The 17,614-nt window shown below is 76.6% G+C and carries 9 protein-coding genes and 2 pseudogenes; 7 read left to right on the plus strand and 4 right to left on the minus strand.

Annotated features, from left to right (window positions below; translation table 11 throughout):
- Window positions 1–29 precede the first annotated feature (29 nt).
- Window positions 30–1,099 (minus strand): annotated as a pseudogene (locus VSR01_RS24645) (esterase/lipase family protein).
- A 401-nt stretch (window positions 1,100–1,500) separates the two neighbouring features.
- Between VSR01_RS24645 and VSR01_RS24650 the strand changes: the two are divergent.
- Window positions 1,501–1,914, plus strand: coding sequence for a cobalamin B12-binding domain-containing protein (locus VSR01_RS24650; protein ID WP_326451313.1), 414 nt, complete (start codon window positions 1,501–1,503; stop codon window positions 1,912–1,914).
- A 194-nt stretch (window positions 1,915–2,108) separates the two neighbouring features.
- Here the strand turns inward: VSR01_RS24650 and VSR01_RS24655 are convergent, their stop codons facing one another.
- Both VSR01_RS24655 and VSR01_RS24660 read right to left on the minus strand, forming a co-directional pair.
- A complete protein-coding gene (locus tag VSR01_RS24655; RefSeq protein ID WP_326451314.1) occupies window positions 2,109–3,671 on the minus strand; it encodes a DUF5691 domain-containing protein in 1,563 nt (520 codons plus the stop codon).
- Between the two features lie 223 nt (window positions 3,672–3,894).
- The gene (locus tag VSR01_RS24660; protein ID WP_326451315.1) at window positions 3,895–5,286 is read right to left on the minus strand and encodes an SWIM zinc finger family protein; all 1,392 of its coding nucleotides are present in this window, start codon (window positions 5,284–5,286) and stop codon (window positions 3,895–3,897) included.
- Between the two features lie 222 nt (window positions 5,287–5,508).
- On the opposite strand from VSR01_RS24660, the gene VSR01_RS24665 reads away from it, so the two are divergent.
- The 5 genes from VSR01_RS24665 (at window position 5,509) to sucD (ending at window position 13,072) form a co-directional block, all read left to right on the plus strand.
- Window positions 5,509–6,654 carry an ATP-binding protein gene (locus VSR01_RS24665; RefSeq protein ID WP_326451316.1) on the plus strand — a complete coding sequence of 382 codons (1,146 nt, stop codon included), beginning with the start codon at window positions 5,509–5,511 and terminating at the stop codon, window positions 6,652–6,654.
- The gene (locus VSR01_RS24670) at window positions 6,651–9,269 is read left to right on the plus strand and encodes a DUF5682 family protein (protein WP_326451317.1); all 2,619 of its coding nucleotides are present in this window, start codon (window positions 6,651–6,653) and stop codon (window positions 9,267–9,269) included. The genes VSR01_RS24665 and VSR01_RS24670 overlap by 4 nt, the downstream gene beginning before the upstream one ends.
- Before the next feature lie 172 nt (window positions 9,270–9,441).
- On the plus strand, window positions 9,442–10,581 hold the full coding sequence (locus tag VSR01_RS24675; RefSeq protein WP_326453795.1) for a VWA domain-containing protein: 1,140 nt from the start codon (window positions 9,442–9,444) through the stop codon (window positions 10,579–10,581).
- 402 nt (window positions 10,582–10,983) lie between these two features.
- A complete protein-coding gene (gene sucC / locus VSR01_RS24680; protein WP_326451318.1) occupies window positions 10,984–12,162 on the plus strand; it encodes an ADP-forming succinate--CoA ligase subunit beta in 1,179 nt (392 codons plus the stop codon).
- Window positions 12,163–12,184: 22 nt separating this feature from the next.
- The gene (gene sucD, locus VSR01_RS24685) at window positions 12,185–13,072 is read left to right on the plus strand and encodes a succinate--CoA ligase subunit alpha (RefSeq protein WP_326451319.1); all 888 of its coding nucleotides are present in this window, start codon (window positions 12,185–12,187) and stop codon (window positions 13,070–13,072) included.
- 7 nt (window positions 13,073–13,079) lie between these two features.
- Here sucD and VSR01_RS24690 read toward each other — a convergent pair whose 3' ends face one another.
- A complete protein-coding gene (locus tag VSR01_RS24690) occupies window positions 13,080–14,126 on the minus strand; it encodes a hypothetical protein (RefSeq protein ID WP_326451320.1) in 1,047 nt (348 codons plus the stop codon).
- A gap of 704 nt (window positions 14,127–14,830) precedes the next feature.
- On the opposite strand from VSR01_RS24690, the pseudogene VSR01_RS24695 reads away from it, so the two are divergent.
- Window positions 14,831–17,568 (plus strand): annotated as a pseudogene (locus tag VSR01_RS24695) (cell division protein PerM).
- Window positions 17,569–17,614 lie beyond the last annotated feature (46 nt).

Consider the following 17,614-nt stretch of genomic DNA (forward strand, 5'->3'; position numbering starts at 1 on the left):
TCGGTCGATATTCGACCGTTATGTGTCCGTTATGCGGCGTCGGCGGCCGTGCCGCGGGAGGGCCCGTGCGGGGTCCCGGAGCCCAGTGCCCGCCGGATCTCCGCGGCCACCGGGCCGTGCACCGGGAGGGTCAGATGGCCGATTCCCGTCACCTTGACGTTCCGCGCGGAAAGGTCCGGGTGTTCGAGGCGCGCCGAACCCACCGGGATCATCAGCTGGTCCAGGTCGCTCCAGAACGCCACGAAGCGGGTCCCGCACCCCGGGCCGGCTCCGCCAGCTCGGCCAGTACAGCGGAGCCCGGCCGCATCTGGCGGGCCAGCGGGTGCGGCACGAAGGCCGGCACCGCGCGCGTCCCCGCATGCGGCGTGCCCAGCGTGACCAGCGTCCGCACCCGGGCGTCGCCGCCCATGCGCTGGACGTAATAGCGGGCGATCAGGCCGCCGAGGCTGTGCGCCACGATGTCCACCCGGCGCCGGCCCGACAGCGCGCAGGTCTCCTCGACATGCGCCCGCAGCTGCTCGGCCGCGGTCCGCAGGTCCGGGGTGAACGGTGAGTAGTTGACCGCTCGCACATCCGTCCAGCCGTTGCGGTGCAGGGAACGGCGCAGCAGGGCGAAGGCGGAGCGGTTGTCCACGAAGCCGTGCAGGAGGAGGACGGGCGGGTGCGGGGGGTGGGTGCGGGGTGCGCGGGGCGCGGCGCTGTGCGCGTCGGTGGTCTCGGCGGCGTCGGCGGCGTCACGGGCGCCGTGGGCGTCGCGGGCCCGCGGCGGTCCGGGGAGCGCGGCCTGGGCGGGGTGCGGGTGCTCGGGGAGCACGCCGGTCGGGTAGAGCAGCAGGTGGGCGCCGAGGACGGCCAGGTCGACGGCGGTGGCCCGGGCGAGGTCGGCGCTGTGGCGCAGGGCGGCCAGTCGGGCGCCGATTCCGGTGGGCGGCGCGGGCGGGGGCTCGGCGGTGCGCCGGGCGGGTGGGGGCTCGGCGGTGCGCCGGGCGGCGGGCGGGGTGCGGGGCGCGCCGCGTGCGGGGGGTGCGGGCGACGCACCTGCCGCGCCCGACGCGCTTGGCGCGGGTGACCCGGGTGAATCCTGCGGCCGATCGGCCATGGCCCACCTCCTGCGCCGGCGCCCGCGGACGCCGCGGGCGCGCGCCCTGCGGCTGCGGGCCCGACGCCGCGGCGCCTGGCGGCGGCTCCGTGCTCCCTGGTCAACCCGCGGTGTCTGCGGCTGCCGGGGAAGCGACCGGGCCCGTGCGCGAGCCCCTCGGCGTGTCCCTCGCCAGGGGGTCCGCGGCGGACCCGAGCGGCGCCCCTGTCGGGGCTGTTCTCTTTGTGATTTCCCCCTCCATGGGTTCGGTAAAACTGTCCGGCCGCAGCTAACGGCGATAACGTTCGTTCACACGGCGCGCCGTCGCCGGTGGTGTCGTGAACCGTAAACCGTGAGCCATAAGCCGTGAGCCGTAAGCCGTGGGCCGCCGCGAGCCGCCGGCCGCAGTCATGGAGGCAGTGATGGGAGTGTCCGGTCCGATCCGCGTGGTGGTCGCCAAGCCGGGTCTCGACGGCCATGATCGCGGGGCGAAGGTCATCGCGAGGGCGCTGCGCGACGCGGGCATGGAGGTCATCTACACCGGCCTGCACCAGACGCCCGAGCAGGTGGTGGACACGGCGATCCAGGAGGACGCCGACGCCATCGGCCTGTCCATCCTCTCCGGCGCGCACATGACGCTCTTCGCGAAGGTCATGGAGCTGCTCAAGGAGCGCGACGCGGAGGACATCAAGGTCTTCGGCGGCGGCATCATCCCCGAGGCGGACATCCCCCCGCTCAAGGAGCTGGGCGTCGCCGCGATCTTCACTCCCGGCACCTCCACGGCCGATGTCGTCGCCTGGGTCCGCGAGCACATCCCCCACCCGGCCCAGACCTGACGCTCCCCCTCCGAGGGCGCTCCCCCTCCGAGGGCGCTGCCCCTCCGAGTGCGCTGCCCCTGCGCGCCGGGGGCGGCGCGCCGTCGGCGCTGGACGCGGACCGATGTGCCCCTTCGGCCGGTGGCGACATGCCGGCTCGGGGGGGCGCTTTCGCATGACGCCGGACGCTGCCTCGCGTCCACACGCGGTCGGTGTCAGCGTCCGGCGCGGAGTTCCGCGAGCATCGTGGCGCGGAGCCGGAGGGTGCCGGCGAGACGTTGGAACGCCTCGCCCCAGTACGCCCGGGCGCCCGGCGCCGCGTCGGCCGTCTCCTCGCCGGAGGCGACGAGCATCGCTATCTGCTCGGCCTGCGTCGGGTCCAGACAGCGCTCGGCCAGCCCCATGACGCCGCTGAAGCTCCACGGATAACTCCCCGCGTCCCGCGCGATGTCCAGCGCGTCGACCACCGCCCGCCCCAGCGGCTCGGCCCACGGCACCGCGCACACCCCCAGCATCTGGAACGCGTCCGCCAACCCGTGCGACGCCACGAACTCCGCGACCCACGCCGCGCGTTCCCCAGCCGGGAGGATGCCGAGGAGCTTCGCCGGGTCGCCCACGGCGATGACGGGCGCGGCCGGCTGCGGCGGCGGCCCGAGCAGCGCCCGCGCCCACACCGCGTCCCGCTGCCGGACCGCCGCACGGCACCACGCGGCGTGCAGGTCCGGCTGCCAGTCGTCCAGCACCGGCAGCGCCACGATCTCCTCCGGCGTGCGCCCGCCGAACCGCGACGTCCACGTCCCCAACGGCGCCGAGTCCACCAACTGCCCCAGCCACCAGGCGCGTTCGCCCCGGCCTCCGGGCGCCTTGCGGACCACGCCGTCGCGCTCCATCGCGGCGTCGCACTCGTACGGCGCCTCGACGACCACGCCGTCCGGGCCGAGCGACACGCACGTACGGGCCCGCGCCGCCATCCGCCCGGCCAGCGCGGAGTCCGGCAGCGCGGACAGCAGCTCGGCCGCCGTCGCCCGTACGTTCCTGCTGCGGTCGGACAGCGCCTGTTCGAGGAACGCCTCGTCCGCCGGATTCAGCCCGGTGCGCAGCGCGTCCACGAACATCAGCCGGTCCTCGGCGCGTTCACCGCGCCACGCGGACTCCAACAGGGCCAGGCCCCGCGCCGGATCGGCCAGCCGTACCCGGGTGAGCAGCGCGACACGCTCGGCGAACAGCCCCTCCTCCCACAGCCGTCGCACCCGCGCCTCGGCCTCCGGCCCCACCTCCGCCCCTGCCCCCGCCGCGGTGCGGCCGGCCCGCAGCGCGAACTTCCAGTCCGGGTTCAGCGCCGCCAGCCACAACCCGCGCGGCCCCGCGAGCGCGAGGGCGTCCGGCCGCAGGTCGGTACGCGCCCGGGCCGCGTCCAGCAGCGCGGGCAGCAGCGCCGGCGGCGCGGCGTACCCCTCGTGGCGCGCGGCGGCCAGCCACTGCGGCAGCAACTCGGCCAGATTCGGCGCGGCGCCCCGCCCGGTCCTGGCGGCGAGCAGCATCTCCAGCCGGCGCCGTGCCGCCTCCGGCAGCTCCGGCCGCGGGTCCTCCGGCGCGATCGGCGGCCGCTCCCCGGCGACCGCCGGACGCAGCCCCGCCCGCCGCCGCACCACCCCGGCCGCCGCCGCGTCCAGCACGCCCGCGGCGGCCTCCTCCGCGTCCCCGACCATCCCCTCCGGGCGCCGCCGCTCCGTCCCCAGCAACGCGACCCCCACCAGGTCGTCCCACCCCAACCCCATCCCCGACTCCCCTCACTCCGCATCCCGATCCCGATCCCGATGCCGGTTCCGATCCCGATCCCGATCCCGAAAGGCTCCGCGCTGCTCCTCGCCCTGCCCGGCCCGTCCCGCCGTGAGCGCAGCCCAGGCCCGAGCAGGCGCGGCCCGCACCGATCCGCAGCCCTGCCCCGGTCCTGGCCCCGTCCCAGCCGGACCCGGGCTCTGCCCCGGACCCGGGCGGGACTCAGGCGGTGAGTGACACCGGTGGCGTCGACGGAGCGGGCCAGGCGGCCAGGGGGCGGGCTCCCGCGGGGGTGACCTCGGCGAAGACCGTGAGCGGGTGGCCGCCGGAGAGCGCGGCCAGGCGCCAGTGCGACGCCGCGCCGGCCAACGGCACCGCTTCCTCGCCGGTGGCGTCCGCGAGCTGCCACCGGGTGGCCGAGGGTATGGGGACGACCCCGGACAGCACGACCGGCCACGCGTCGAGCCAGGGGTCGTCCGCGAGCGCCGCGCCGTAGGAGTCGAGCGCGGCCGCGACGCCGACGCCGCGGGGGACCGCACCGTCGCCGGGCTCCGTGGCGTACTGCGTGCCCAGCGCCGCCCGCAGCGGCACCGCCGACGGGTAGTAGGCCAGCTCCGCGTCGAGCACCGCCCCGGTCGGGAGGACGAGTTCGGGCGCGCGCCCGGCCGCCCCGAACGACAGCAGCAGCGCGAACCGGCCCGGCCCCTCGGCGTGCAGCCATATCCGCCGCGTCGTCAGCCGGTCCTCGGCGGTGTCCGTGACGGACAGGACCAGCCACCGCTCGCGCATCGCCGCCCCCGCGAGCACCTCGGCGGTGTCGACCGTGAAGCCGATCCGGGTCCTGACCGTCTCGACCAGCGGCTGCGGCAGCCGCTCGCGGCCGAGATAGCCGCGGGCCAGCAGATGCAGCAGCCCGGCCTCCTCCAGCATCCGCGACGGCCAGTCGCCCCCGCTCGCCGGCAGCGCGGCCAACTCCCGAACCCGCGCGGCCAGTCCGGGCGCCTGCGCGTCCACCATGCGCGCCGCGACCTCGTCCCACGGCTGATACCCGGCCCGGTCCGCGTCGGCCAGCCCGCCGCGCAGCAGATCCGTCAGCCGCTGCTCCAACTCCACCGCACCCCCCTCGACCCGCACCGCCCGCCGCTCGGCCCGCCGCCGCGCCGCCTCCCGGCCCGGCGGTTCCGGGGGCGGGGCCGCGCTCCCCTGCGCCGCGGCCCCGCCCACGCTCTTCGCCCCGCTCCCTTCGTCCCCGATCCGCGCGGCCGACCACTGCGCCACCCAGTCCGGCACGGCCGCCGTGTCCACCCCGCCGACCGTGGCCGTCCCGCCCTGCGCCGCGGTGCCCTGCGCCCACCGCAGCAGCAGTCCCAGCGCGTGCTTGCACGGGAACTTGCGGCTCGGGCACGTGCAGCGGAAGGCCGGGCCGCTCACGTCCACGGCCGTCTGATACGGCCGGCTGCCGCTGCCCGTGCACAAGCCCCACACCAGCGAACCGGCCGCGCCGGTGCCCGACCACGGCGCGGGCGTGGCCAGCCGCGCGCCCGCCTTTCGTGATGAGTCGTCAGGCGCGAGCGCGAGCACCTGATCGACCGTCCACCGTGCCTCGGTCTCCATGCCCAAAACCGTAGGGCCCACCACTGACAATCGCGCTGACCTGCGCATATCGCGCTCGGTGACGGATTGTCAGTGGTCGGGTGCATCGTGGTGGACAACGACGAACGCACGACGAGAGCACGACGCGAAGCACCACGAGAAGCACGACGCGAAGCACCACGAAAAGCACGACGAACGAGCCCGGGCCGGGGCCCAGATCCCGGCCGGTGAGTGGGGGAGACCATGTCCGAAACGACAAGCGCCGCGACCGTGACCGCGCACGCCGCCGGAGTCGGGACCGAGGCGGCGGCCGACGCCCTGCGCCCGCACGCTGAGACCGCGTTCGCCGACGAACTCGCCGCGCTCGCCGCCGCCGACGACCGCCCGCGCCCGCCGCGGTGGAAGCTGTCCCCGTGGGCCGTGGCCACGTATCTGCTGGGCGGCACACTGCCGGACGGAACGGTCGTCTCGCCGAAGTACGTCGGCCCGCGGCGCATCGTCGAAGTGGCGGTCACCACGCTGGCCACCGACCGCGCGCTGCTGCTGCTCGGCGTGCCCGGCACCGCCAAGACCTGGGTGTCCGAGCATCTGGCCGCGGCGATCAGCGGCGATTCAACGCTGCTGGTGCAGGGCACCGCCGGCACCCCGGAGGAGGCCATCCGCTACGGCTGGAACTACGCGCAGCTGCTCACCCACGGGCCCAGCCGCGCCGCGCTCGTGCCCAGCCCGGTGATGCGGGCGATGGCCGAGGGCCGGATCGCGCGCGTGGAGGAGCTGACGCGCATCCCGGCCGACGTGCAGGACACGCTGATCACGATCCTGTCGGAGAAGACGCTGCCGATAGCGGAGCTGGGCGCCGAGACCCAGGCGGTCCGCGGCTTCAACGTGATCGCGACCGCCAACGACCGCGACCGGGGGGTCAACGAGCTGTCCAGCGCGCTGCGCCGCCGGTTCAACACGGTGGTCCTGCCGCTGCCGGCCACCGCGGACGACGAGGTGGAGATCGTCTCCCGCCGGGTCGGCCAGCTCGGCCGCGCCCTCGACCTGCCCGCCGCCCCGCACGGCGCGGACGAGATCCGCCGGGTCGTCACCGTCTTCCGCGAGCTGCGGACCGGTGTCACCGAGGACGGCAGGACCAAGCTCAAGTCCCCGTCGGGCACGCTCTCCACCGCCGAGGCCATCTCCGTGCTGACCAGCGGCCTCGCGCTGGCCGCGCACTTCGGCGACGGCGTGCTGCGCGCCGGCGACGTGGCCGCGGGCCTCCTCGGCGCGGTGGTCCGCGACCCGGTGGCCGACCGGATCGTCTGGCAGGAATATCTGGAGACCGTCGTGCGGGAACGGGACGGGTGGAAGGACTTCTACCGTGCCTGCCGCGAGGTGTCGGCATGACGCCGCCCGCGCCCCGGCCCGGCGAGGAGCCGGTGCTGCTCGGGGTACGGCACCACGGACCCGGTTCTGCGCGGGCGGTGCGCGCGGCGCTGGAGGCGTACCGCCCCCAGGCCGTGCTCATCGAGGGGCCGCCCGAGGCGGACGCGCTGACCGCGCTCGCCGCCGATCCCGCGATGCGCCCGCCGGTGGCACTGCTCGCCCACGCGGTGGAGGACCCGTCGAAGGCGGCGTTCTGGCCGTTCGCGGAGTTCTCCCCGGAGTGGGTGGCGATCCGGTGGGCGGCCAAGGCGGGCGCGGAGATCCGCTTCATCGACCTCCCGGCCGCGCACACGCTCGCCTCCGGGAGCGAAGAGGCCGGCGAGGGCGGGAAGGCCGGCGAGCCTGGGGCGGGGACGGACCGGGAGGCGCGGGAGCAGGCGGTGCGGGGACGGGGGGATGCCGCGGAGGCGGAGGGACCGGCGGGGGGACCCTCGGGGAGACCGGCGGACGGCCCGGCGGACGGCCCGGCGCACGGTCGTGCGGGCGGACCGTCGAAGCGTCCGGCGGTCGGACCGGCGGACGACTGCGCGGAGGAGCCGAAAGGGGACGCCGCGGCCGTGCGGATCGATCCGCTCGCCGTGCTGGCCGCGACCGCCGGGTACGACGACGCGGAGCGCTGGTGGGAGGACGCCGTGGAGCACCGCGGCGGGGAGGGGGACGCGCTGGCGCCGTTCGCCGCGCTCGCCGAGGCCATGGCGGCGGTCCGGGAGACGTACGGCGACGGCGGGCACGAGCAGGACGCGGTGCGCGAGGCGCACATGCGGCTGCGGCTGCGGGAGGCCCGGCGCGCGTACGCCCGCACGGCGGTGGTGTGCGGCGCCTGGCACGTGCCGGCGCTCACCGCGCGGACCACCGTCGCCGCGGACAAGGCTCTGCTCAAGGGCCTGCCCAGGACCAAGGTCGAGACGACCTGGGTGCCCTGGACGCACCGCAGGCTGGCCAGGGCGAGCGGGTACGGCGCGGGGATCGACTCGCCGGGCTGGTACCGCCACCTGTTCACCGCGCAGGACCGGCCGGTGGAGCGGTGGCTCACCAAGGTCGCCGAGCTGCTGCGCGCGGAGGACTTCCCGGTCTCCCCGGCGCACGTGATCGAGGCGGTCCGGCTCGCCGAGACGCTCGCGGCGATGCGCGGCCGCCCGCTCGCCGGGCTCGGCGAGACCACCGACGCGGTCAGGGCGGTGATGTGCGACGGCTCCGATGTGCCGCTCGACCTGATCCGCGACCGGCTGGTGGTGGGGGACGTGCTCGGCGAGGTGCCGCCGGACGCGCCCGCCGTGCCGCTGGCCCGCGACCTGGCGCGCGAGCAGCGCCGCCTGCGTCTCAAGCCCGAGGCGGCGGAGCGCGAACTGGAGCTGGACCTGCGCCGCGACCTCGACGCGGACCGCAGCCGGCTGCTGCACCGCCTGCGGCTGCTGCGCATCGCGTGGGGCGAGCCGGTGGCGAGCCGCGGCGGCAAGGGGACGTTCCGGGAGACCTGGCGGCTGCGGTGGGAGCCCGAGGCGGCGATCGGCGTCGCCGAGGCGGGCGTGTGGGGCACCACGGTCCGGGCCGCCGCGACCGCCCGGGCCGAGGACGCGGCGACCGGGTCCGCCACCCTCGCCGAGGTCACCGCGCTCGCCGAGGCCTGCCTGCGGGCCGGGCTCTCCGAGGCGCTGCCCGTGGTGATGCGGGTGCTGGCCGACCGCGCGGCCCTCGACGCGGACGTGGCCCACCTCGCGGCGGCGCTCCCCGCGCTGGTCCGCGCGGTGCGCTACGGCGACGTGCGCGGCACCGACTCCGCCGCCCTGGCCGAGGTCGCCGAGGGCATCGCCGAACGCGTCCGGATCGGCTTCCCCGCGGCCTGCGTCAACATCGCGCCCGACGCGGCCCGCGCCCTGCGCGTCCATCTCGACGCGTCCCATCGCGCCGTCCACCTCCTCGCGCCCTCCGCCGGCCCGACGCCCCCGGCGGTCCCGCCGCCCGCCGCGCCGGCGGAGGAACGGTCCCCGGCGGCCGGCGGCGCGGTCGCCGGCGCCGCGCCGGGGGGCGGTCTCCGGGAGCGGTGGGCGCAGATGGTGCGGGCGCTGGCCGAGCGGGACGGCGCGATACCCGGACTGCTGCGCGGCGCGGCGGCGCGGCTGCTGGTGGACGAGGGGAGGCTGCCGGCCGACGAGGCGGCCCGGCTGATGGGCCTCGCGCTGTCGCCCGGCGCCGGGCCGGTCGAGGCGGCCGGCTGGATCGAGGGCTTCCTCGCCGGCGGCGGCATGCTGCTGGTGCACGACGAACGGCTGCTCGCGCTGGTCGACGGGTGGCTGTCGCGGGTGCCGGCGGAGGCGTTCACGGATGTGCTGCCGCTGCTGCGCCGGACGTTCGCCGAGTTCGAGCCGGGAGTGCGCCGCAGCCTCGGCGAACTCGTCCGCCGCGGCCCCGCGCGGTCGCGTCCCGCCGCCACCGGCGGCGAGCCCGGCCTGCCCGGCTTCGGCGCGGCTCTCGACACCGCGCGCGCCGACGCGGCCGTCCACACCGTACGGCTCCTGCTCGGCACCACGACCACAACGGACCTGGGGGAACTGGCAGATGACCACCTCACCGACTGACCCGCGGCCCGCCGCCCCCGCCGACGTCCCCGCCGACTTCCCGGCCGGCGCCTCCGCCAGCGTCCCGGCCGGCGTCTCGGCCGGCGTCTCGGCCGACGTCCCAGCCGCCGCCCCCGCCAGCACCCCCGCCGGCGCGGGGCCCGCCCCGCGCCCCGCCGGGGACGACGAACGGATGCGGCGGTGGCGGCTGGTGCTCGGCGGTGGGGGAGCGGACGGCACCGGGCACGAGCCGGCCGGGGAGGACGCCGCGATGGACCGGGCGCTCGCCGCGCTCTACGGGGACGGGCCGGGCGCCGGCGCCGGCGTGGCGAGCCGGGGCACGGAGCGCGGCGCGGGGCTCGGCGGGTCCGCGCCGCACGTGGCGCGCTGGCTCGGCGACATCCGCAGGTACTTCCCGAGCTCCGTCGTCCAGGTGATGCAGCGCGACGCGATCGACCGGCTCGGCCTGTCCGCCCTGCTGCTGGAGCCCGAGATGCTGGAGGCGGTCGAGGCGGACGTCCACCTGGTCGGCACCCTGCTGTCGCTGAACAAGGCGATGCCCGAGACCACCCGCGAGACCGCCCGCGCCGTCGTGCGCAAGGTGGTGCGGGACCTGGAGGAGCGGCTGGCCGGCCGCACCCGTACCGCGCTCACCGGCGCGCTGGACCGCGCCGCCAAGGTCGGCCGCCCCCGGCACCGGGACATCGACTGGGACCGCACCATCCGCGCCAACCTCCGGCACTACCTGCCCGAGCACGGCACGATCGTCCCCGAGCGGCTGATCGGCCACGGCCGCGCCGAGCACGCGGTGAAGAAGGACGTCGTGCTGTGCGTCGACCAGTCCGGGTCGATGGCCGCGTCGGTCGTCTACGCCTCGGTGTTCGGCGCGGTGCTCGCCTCGATGCGGTCCTTGAACACACGCCTGGTGGTGTTCGACACCGCCGTGGTGGACCTGACGGAGCACCTGGACGACCCGGTCGACGTGCTGTTCGGCACCCAGCTCGGCGGCGGCACCGACATCAACCGGGCGCTGGCGTACTGCCAGTCCCTGATCACCCGTCCGGCCGAGACGGTGGTCGTCCTGGTCAGCGACCTCTACGAGGGCGGCATACGGGACGAGATGCTCAAGCGCGTCGCGGCGATGAAGGCGGCCGGCGTGCAGTTCGTCGCGCTGCTCGTGCTCAGCGACGAGGGCGCGCCCGCCTACGACCGGGAGCACGCGGCGGCGCTCGCGGCCCTCGGTGCGCCCGCGTTCGCCTGCACCCCCGACCTGTTCCCCGAGGTGATGGCCGCGGCCCTGGAGAAGCGCCCGCTCCCCATACCCGAGGCGTGACCGCCCGCCCGGCGGCCCGCCCGGGTGCCCGGCCGTCCCTCCCCGCACCCGGCCGCCCGTCCGGTGGCGCGGCGCCCGCCCGCCCCCGCGCGCCCCGCGCCCCGCCCCGCCGCTGGATCTGTGACCGTTCTCACCGCGCACAAGTGATCCGCGATTTAGGCCGCCACCGCCCGCGGCGATAACCTGCAAGACGGACATGCCGCGTACTCGGTCACCGTGTGCGCTTCCCTTGTGACAGTGCAGTCGCCCTGCCCGTAGCGGCACGCCCAGCCGATCAGGCGGCGCCGCACATCCCCGATGGCGGCAGCGGCCTGCGGCCCGACGAGGCCCGACCAGGTGCCCAGCACCTGCCACGGCCTGACAAGTGGCCTGACAAGTCCAGGAAAAGGGAGACGGACGCGCGTGGACCTGTTCGAGTACCAGGCGAGGGACCTCTTCGCCAAGCACGGTGTACCGGTGCTGGCCGGTGAAGTCATCGACACGCCTGAGGCGGCGCGCGAGGTGGCCGAGCGACTCGGCGGCCGTGCGGTCGTCAAGGCGCAGGTCAAGGTCGGTGGCCGCGGCAAGGCCGGCGGCGTCAAGCTCGCCGCCGACCCCGCCGACGCGGTCGCCAAGGCCGACGCGATTCTGGGCATGGACATCAAGGGCCACACGGTCCACAAGGTGATGCTCGCCGAGACCGCGGACATCAAGGAGGAGTACTACGTCTCCTTCCTGCTGGACCGCACCAACCGCACCTTCCTGGCCATGGCCTCGGTGCAGGGCGGCGTGGAGATCGAGGTCGTCGCCGAGGAGAACCCCGACGCCCTCGCCCGGATCCCGGTGGACGCCCTGGAGGGCGTGACGCCGGAGAAGGCCGCGGAGATCGTGGCCGCCGCGAAGTTCCCGGCCGACGTCGCCGACCAGGTGGCCGAGGTGCTGCAGAAGCTGTGGACCGTCTTCGTCAAGGAAGACGCCCTGCTGGTCGAGGTGAACCCGCTGGTCAAGACCGGTGACGGCAAGGTCATCGCGCTCGACGGCAAGGTCTCGCTGGACGCCAACGCCGCGTTCCGCCAGCCGGAGCACGAGGCGCTGGAGGACAAGGCCGCCGCCAACCCGCTGGAGGCCGCCGCCAAGGCCAAGGGCCTGAACTACGTCAAGCTCGACGGCCAGGTCGGCATCATCGGCAACGGCGCGGGCCTGGTCATGTCCACCCTGGACGTGGTCGCCTACGCCGGTGAGGCGCACGGCGGCGTCAAGCCCGCCAACTTCCTGGACATCGGCGGCGGCGCGTCCGCCGAGGTGATGGCCAACGGCCTGGAGATCATCCTCGGCGACCCGGACGTCCGGTCGGTGTTCGTCAACGTCTTCGGCGGCATCACCGCCTGCGACGAGGTGGCCAACGGCATCGTGCAGGCGCTGGAGCTGCTCGCCTCCAAGGGCGAGCAGGTCACCAAGCCGCTCGTCGTCCGCCTGGACGGCAACAACGCGGAGCTGGGTCGCAAGATCCTGTCCGACGCGAACCACCCCCTGGTGCAGCGGGTGGACACCATGGACGGCGCGGCCGACAAGGCCGCCGAGCTGGCCGCGGCCGCGAAGTAAGGGAAGAGGACTACACACCACCATGGCTATCTTCCTGAACAAGGACAGCAAGGTCATCGTCCAGGGCATGACCGGCGCGACCGGCATGAAGCACACCACGCTGATGCTCGGCGACGGCACCAACATCGTCGGCGGCGTGAACCCGCGCAAGGCCGGCACCTCCGTCACCTTCGAGGGCGGCCGCGAGGTCCCGGTTTTCGGCGGCGTCAAGGAGGCCATCGAGGCCACCGGCGCGAACGTGACCGTGATCTTCGTCCCGGAGAAGTTCACCAAGGACGCGGTGGTCGAGGCGATCGAGGCCGAGATCCCGCTGGCCGTCGTCATCACCGAGGGCGTCGCGGTGCACGACACCGCCGCGTTCTGGGCGCTGGCCCAGGCCAAGGGGAACAAGACCCGGATCATCGGCCCGAACTGCCCCGGCCTGATCACCCCCGGCCAGTCCAACGCGGGCATCATCCCCGGCGACATCACCAAGCCCGGTCGCATCGGCCTGGTCTCCAAGTCGGGCACCCTGACGTACCAGATGATGTACGAGCTGCGGGACATCGGCTTCTCGTCGGCGGTCGGCATCGGCGGCGACCCGGTCATCGGCACCACGCACATCGACGCGCTGGAGGCGTTCGAGGCCGACCCCGACACCGACCTGATCGTGATGATCGGCGAGATCGGCGGCGACGCGGAGGAGCGGGCCGCGGCGTTCATCGAGAAGAACGTCACCAAGCCCGTCGTCGGCTACGTCGCCGGCTTCACCGCGCCCGAGGGCAAGACGATGGGCCACGCCGGCGCCATCGTCTCCGGCTCCTCCGGCACCGCGCAGGCCAAGAAGGAGGCGCTGGAGGCCGCGGGCGTCAAGGTCGGCAAGACGCCGTCCGAGACCGCGCGCCTCGCGCGGGAGCTCCTCGCCGGCTGATCCGGCGTCAGCGCGCCACCGCCGCGCGCGTCACGGCAGCACGGCCCGGGCCAGGCTCCCCGAAGGGGGGTCGGCCCGCGGCGTTTCCGGGACCCGTGGCGTTCCCGGGACCAGCGGCGTCCTCGGGGGCGTCCGAGCCGCGCGCGTGGCCCGAGCCGCTGCCGTGGTGGCCGGAACGGTGCGTGCCGGCGCCGCCGCCCGCGCCGGTGGTGAGGACGGCCACCAGCGTGACCAGCGCGATCAGGCCGGTGAGCGCGTACGCGCCGAGGGTACGGTTGCGCACCCCGCGCTCGCTGGCGTCGCGCACGCCCGCGGGGCGCTCCGGCGGCTCGGCGTCCGGACCGACGTCCAGCAACGCGCCCAGCCGCGCGGGCAGGTCCGCGCCGTCCGGCTCCAGCAGGTCCGGCGCGGCCATGACGATCTCCTCGCGTGCGTGCATGATGCGGGCGGCCATCGTCGCGGTCGTGGCCTCGTTCTCCACCGCGGCCTCGGGCAGGTCCAGGCCGAGGCCGTCGTAGAGCAGCAGCGCGCGGCGGTGCCCGGGCGGCAGTTCGAGCAGTGCCGTCTCCAGCGGGGAGCACGGCCGCAGCGGGTGCGCGCGGCTGCCCGGCAGCCAGCGTTGCCACGGCGACAGCGCGTAGTCATGCACCGCGGCGCGCACCCAGCCGACCGGGTCGCTGTCGCGCGCGACCTCGGGCCAGCGCTGCCACGCCATGTCGAAGGCATACGCCACCGCGCGTCGCGCCACCGCCAGGTCGCCGGTCAGCACCTCGGCCTGGCGCAGCAGGTCGCCGGCGGTGCGCTCGTAGAGCCGGTCGAACGCGGCTTCGGCCCTGCGGGCCAGGCGGTCGCCCTCGCGGCGCGCGTCGGCGTCGGCGTTGCCACCGCGGCCGGTGCCGGCGGACTTCGGCGCTTCCTCATGCGCCGGCGCGGCCTTCGGCTCGGGCTTGGGGTCGGGCTCAGGCCTGGGCTCGGCCCTGGACGCGGCTTGCGGGGAGGCGATCGTCGCGGCGACGGGACGGTACGCGCGGGGGTCCGCGCCCGGCGATCGCACCGCGCGCGGACCTTGTCCCGCGGAACGCCGTACGGTCGGCCCGTGGGCCGCCGCCTCCGCCCCCGCGCCAAAGGTTCCCTTCGTCCCCGCCCCGGACGGTCCCGCCGCCCCCGCCTTGGCGCCTCCCGTGCTTCCGGGATCTCCGACGCCCCGCGCCGCCTTCGCCCGGGTAGCGCCGCCCTGCGCCCCGGCCTGCGGTCCGGCCTTCGGTCCGCCCTGCGCCCCGGCCTTCGCTCCGGCCGCCCCAGCCTGCGCCCCGGCCTTCGAGGCGCCCGCGACGCCTCCGGCCGCGGCGCGGCGCCGCTGGGCCTTCTTGCGGTTGCGGCGGCTCATCGGCGGCCGCCCGCGAGCGGGCAGATGGTCCGGAGATCCGACCGTCGGAAGAAGTGACACATAGTGCTCATCGTGGGCGACACGTCGACCTTTCGCCCGCTCCCTGGGCGAAACGGGTGTTCTTGGCACCATGGGACGCCGTGACGCCTTCCCGCGATCCCCTGCGCGCCGCGGCGTCGGCCGCCCGCGCGCCGCACGCCGCCCATGACGCTGCCCGTGACGCTCGTGACGCCGCTCGTGACGCCCCCGGGGCCCGCGATCCGTACGGCGCGCACGGTCCGTACGGCGGGCCGCCCGCCCGCCGGGCCCCCGGTCCGCGCCGTGCCGCGCCCGGCCGGGGCGAGCCCTCCGCCCGTTGGGCCTCGACCCGGGTGTCCGCGCTCGCCGCCGGCGCGTCGGCCGCCGGGCTGGGCCTGGGCATCCCGGCGACGGTCGTCCTGCTGCTGTGGATCGCCTCGCCGTACGCCGACAGCGGCCTCGGCGGCGCCCTGCACGTCGGCGCGGGCCTGTGGCTGCTCGCCCAGGGCGCGGAGCTCGTCCGCTCCGACACCCTCTCCGGCGCGCCTGCGCCCATCGCCCTGACGCCGCTGCTGCTCAGCGTGCTCGCGGCGTGGCTGGTCCACCGCGGTACCTCGTCCGCGGTCGCCCCCGCGGAGGAGGAGGCGGAGGAGTCCGAGCCTGCCTCGAAGGATGGGTCGAAGGATGTGTCGAAGGACGCGTCGAAGGACGCCGCGCGTCGGCGCCGCCGTGCCGGGGAGCGTGCCGTGCGGACGCGGGCCGGGCAGGCCGCGCCGGGGTACGCCGGGCCGGTGCACGCCGCGCCCGACCTGCGCGAGGCCGCGGTCGTCGCCGGGTGGGTGCTGGCCGGCTACCTGAGCGTCGCGGCGATGGCGGTGGCATACGCGGCGTCCGGGCCGGTCCATGTCGCGCCGCTCACCGCGCTCTACGTCCCGCTGTTCGCGGCCGTGGCGGCGGCGTCCGGCGCGTGGACGGGCTGCGGCCGGCCCCGCTCGCGCCACTGCTGCGGCTGCCCGCGCGGTACGCCGAGGAGGCCGTCGCCGCGCTGCGGGCCGCGGGGGTCGGCTGCGGCGTCCTGATCGGCGGCGGCGCGCTGCTCGCGGCGGCGTCCCTGGTCTGCCACGCGGGCGCGTCCGGGAGTACGTACGCGCAGCTCAGCGGGCCGTACGCGGGACGGTTCGCGGTGTTCCTGCTCGCCGCGGCGCTGGTGCCCAACATGGCGGTGTGGGCGATGTCCTACGGGCTGGGCGCGGGCTTCTCGGTCGGCGCGGGCAGCGCGGTGGCGCCGACCGGTGTGCACGGGCTGCCGGTGCTGCCGGCGTTCCCGCTGCTGGCGGCGCTGCCCGGCGGGCGGTCCTGGGCCGGGTGGGCCGCGCTCGCGCTGCCGGTGCTGGCGGGCGCGGCGGTGGCGTGGACGGTCGGCGACGGCGGCTGGTCGCCGTGGCGCACCCTGCGGATCGCCTCCGGCGCGGCGCTGCTCCAGGGGGTCTTCGTCGCGGTCGCCGCGGCCTGGGCGGGCGGCGCGCTCGGCAACGGCGTGATGGCCGAGGTCGGCCCCACGTGGTGGCTCAGCGCCCTCGCCGCGCTCTGCTGGACCCTGCTCATCGCCCTCCCGGCAGCCCTCCTCCTCACCTGGCACACCGCCCACCCGCCCACGGCCGCGGCGAACCCGGCGTCGGGTGGGGGTAGCTGGTGGCGCGGGCGCCGGGGGGTGGTGGACGCGGGTTCTGCGCCGGGCGCTGCGGCGGAAGCCGAATCGGCGTCGGATGGGGGTAGCTGGTTGCGCGGGCGCCGGGGTGTGGGCGCGGGTTCTGCGCTGGGGGTTGGCTCGGGCGTCGACTCGCGGTCCCGTGGCGGTAGTTGGTGGCGCGGGCGCCGGGGGGTGGTGGACGCGGATCGCGCGCCTGGCAGAGGCGCGGCGTCTGCTCCGGGGGCTGCGGGCGCGGACGGCGTGAGCGACGGTGGCTCGGACCGGCGGGCCTGGGCGTTCCTCCGCCGTCGGTCCGGAACGGGTTCGGCGGGCGCGTCCACGCGTGGGGCCGGGGGAGGGGACGGCAGCGCCGAGGGCGTGCCGGCTCCGCGTCCGGCGTCCGGGCAGTGGTTCGCGCGCCGCCGCTTCCGCCGCGCGAACGCCGCGGAATCCGCCGCCGCCCGGACCGCGTCCGCGTCCACCGCGACCACCGCGTCGGCCTCCGACGCCGGCTCGACCGGCCCCGGCCGAGCCTGGCTGCCGTTCCGGCGTCGCGCCGACGACTTCGGTGATCCGGGAGCGCCTGCTTCCGACGCCGCCTCGACCGCCGACGCGCCGCCGACCGCCGCTCCCCGACCCCCGCGCCGCCGGTCCTGGCCCCTTCCCGCCCGAAACCCCTTCACGAAGACGCCCGCCGCGCCCCCGCACACCACCGCGTCGGCCCGCACCCCCGACGCCGTCCCACCCGCCGCGACGCAGGCCCGCCCGGCCGACGCGCGCCGGCACGCGAACACGCCGCCCCGCGCCGGTGCGTCTGCCCGCAGGAGCGATGCGGACCCGCCGGCCGGTGCGTGGGCTCGGACGCGCGACGTGGACTCGCAAGCCCGCCCAGCCGTCACGGGCCCCTCCGCCGTCACGGGCCCCTCCGCCGACGCGAGCCCGGACGCCGATGCGCGTGCTCGCACGGACGATGGCGACCCGCGTGCCGGTGCGCAGACCCGCCTGACCGACCCGGCCCCCTACGACACGGCCCCGTACGACGGCGCACCCGCGCGTGCGGCCGACGCGCGCCGGCACGCGAACACGCCGCCCCGCGCCGGTGCGTCTGCCCGCAGGAGCGATGCGGACCCGCGGACCGATGCGCCTGTCCGCACGGACTCGGCGGGCAGCGACGTGTCGGGGCGGACGGGCGGAGTGCCCGGTGTGGATGACGCGGCCGACGTGGGACGCCGCGGCAACCGCCAGGGCGGCACCGCGGCGGACGGCGCGCCCGATCTCGTGCCGCCTGCGCCGGACCCGCTGCCGTGGCCCGCGCCTGCGCCGACGCCCGCGCCGCTTCCGGTGTTCCCGCCGGTCCTGCCGGACCCGCCGCCGCTGCCGCCGTCGACGCCGGAGGAGTGACCGGCCGCTCGGCGCCTGCGCTATGCGGCGGCGGCCCTGCGGGGAG

The sequence above is a fragment of the Actinacidiphila sp. DG2A-62 genome, from assembly GCF_035825295.1.
Lineage (GTDB): Bacteria > Actinomycetota > Actinomycetes > Streptomycetales > Streptomycetaceae > Actinacidiphila.

Excerpts from the sequence above, each read along its gene's own strand:
- VSR01_RS24650 (WP_326451313.1), top strand. The coding sequence starts at position 1,501 with ATGGGAGTGTCCGGTCCGATCCGCGTGGTGGTCGCCAAGCCGGGTCTC.
- VSR01_RS24655 (WP_326451314.1), bottom strand. The coding sequence starts at position 3,671 with ATGGGGTTGGGGTGGGACGACCTGGTGGGGGTCGCGTTGCTGGGGACG.
- VSR01_RS24660 (WP_326451315.1), bottom strand. The coding sequence starts at position 5,286 with ATGGAGACCGAGGCACGGTGGACGGTCGATCAGGTGCTCGCGCTCGCG.
- VSR01_RS24665 (WP_326451316.1), top strand. The coding sequence starts at position 5,509 with ATGTCCGAAACGACAAGCGCCGCGACCGTGACCGCGCACGCCGCCGGA.
- VSR01_RS24670 (WP_326451317.1), top strand. The coding sequence starts at position 6,651 with ATGACGCCGCCCGCGCCCCGGCCCGGCGAGGAGCCGGTGCTGCTCGGG.
- VSR01_RS24675 (WP_326453795.1), top strand. The coding sequence starts at position 9,442 with ATGCGGCGGTGGCGGCTGGTGCTCGGCGGTGGGGGAGCGGACGGCACC.
- sucD (WP_326451319.1), top strand. The coding sequence starts at position 12,185 with ATGGCTATCTTCCTGAACAAGGACAGCAAGGTCATCGTCCAGGGCATG.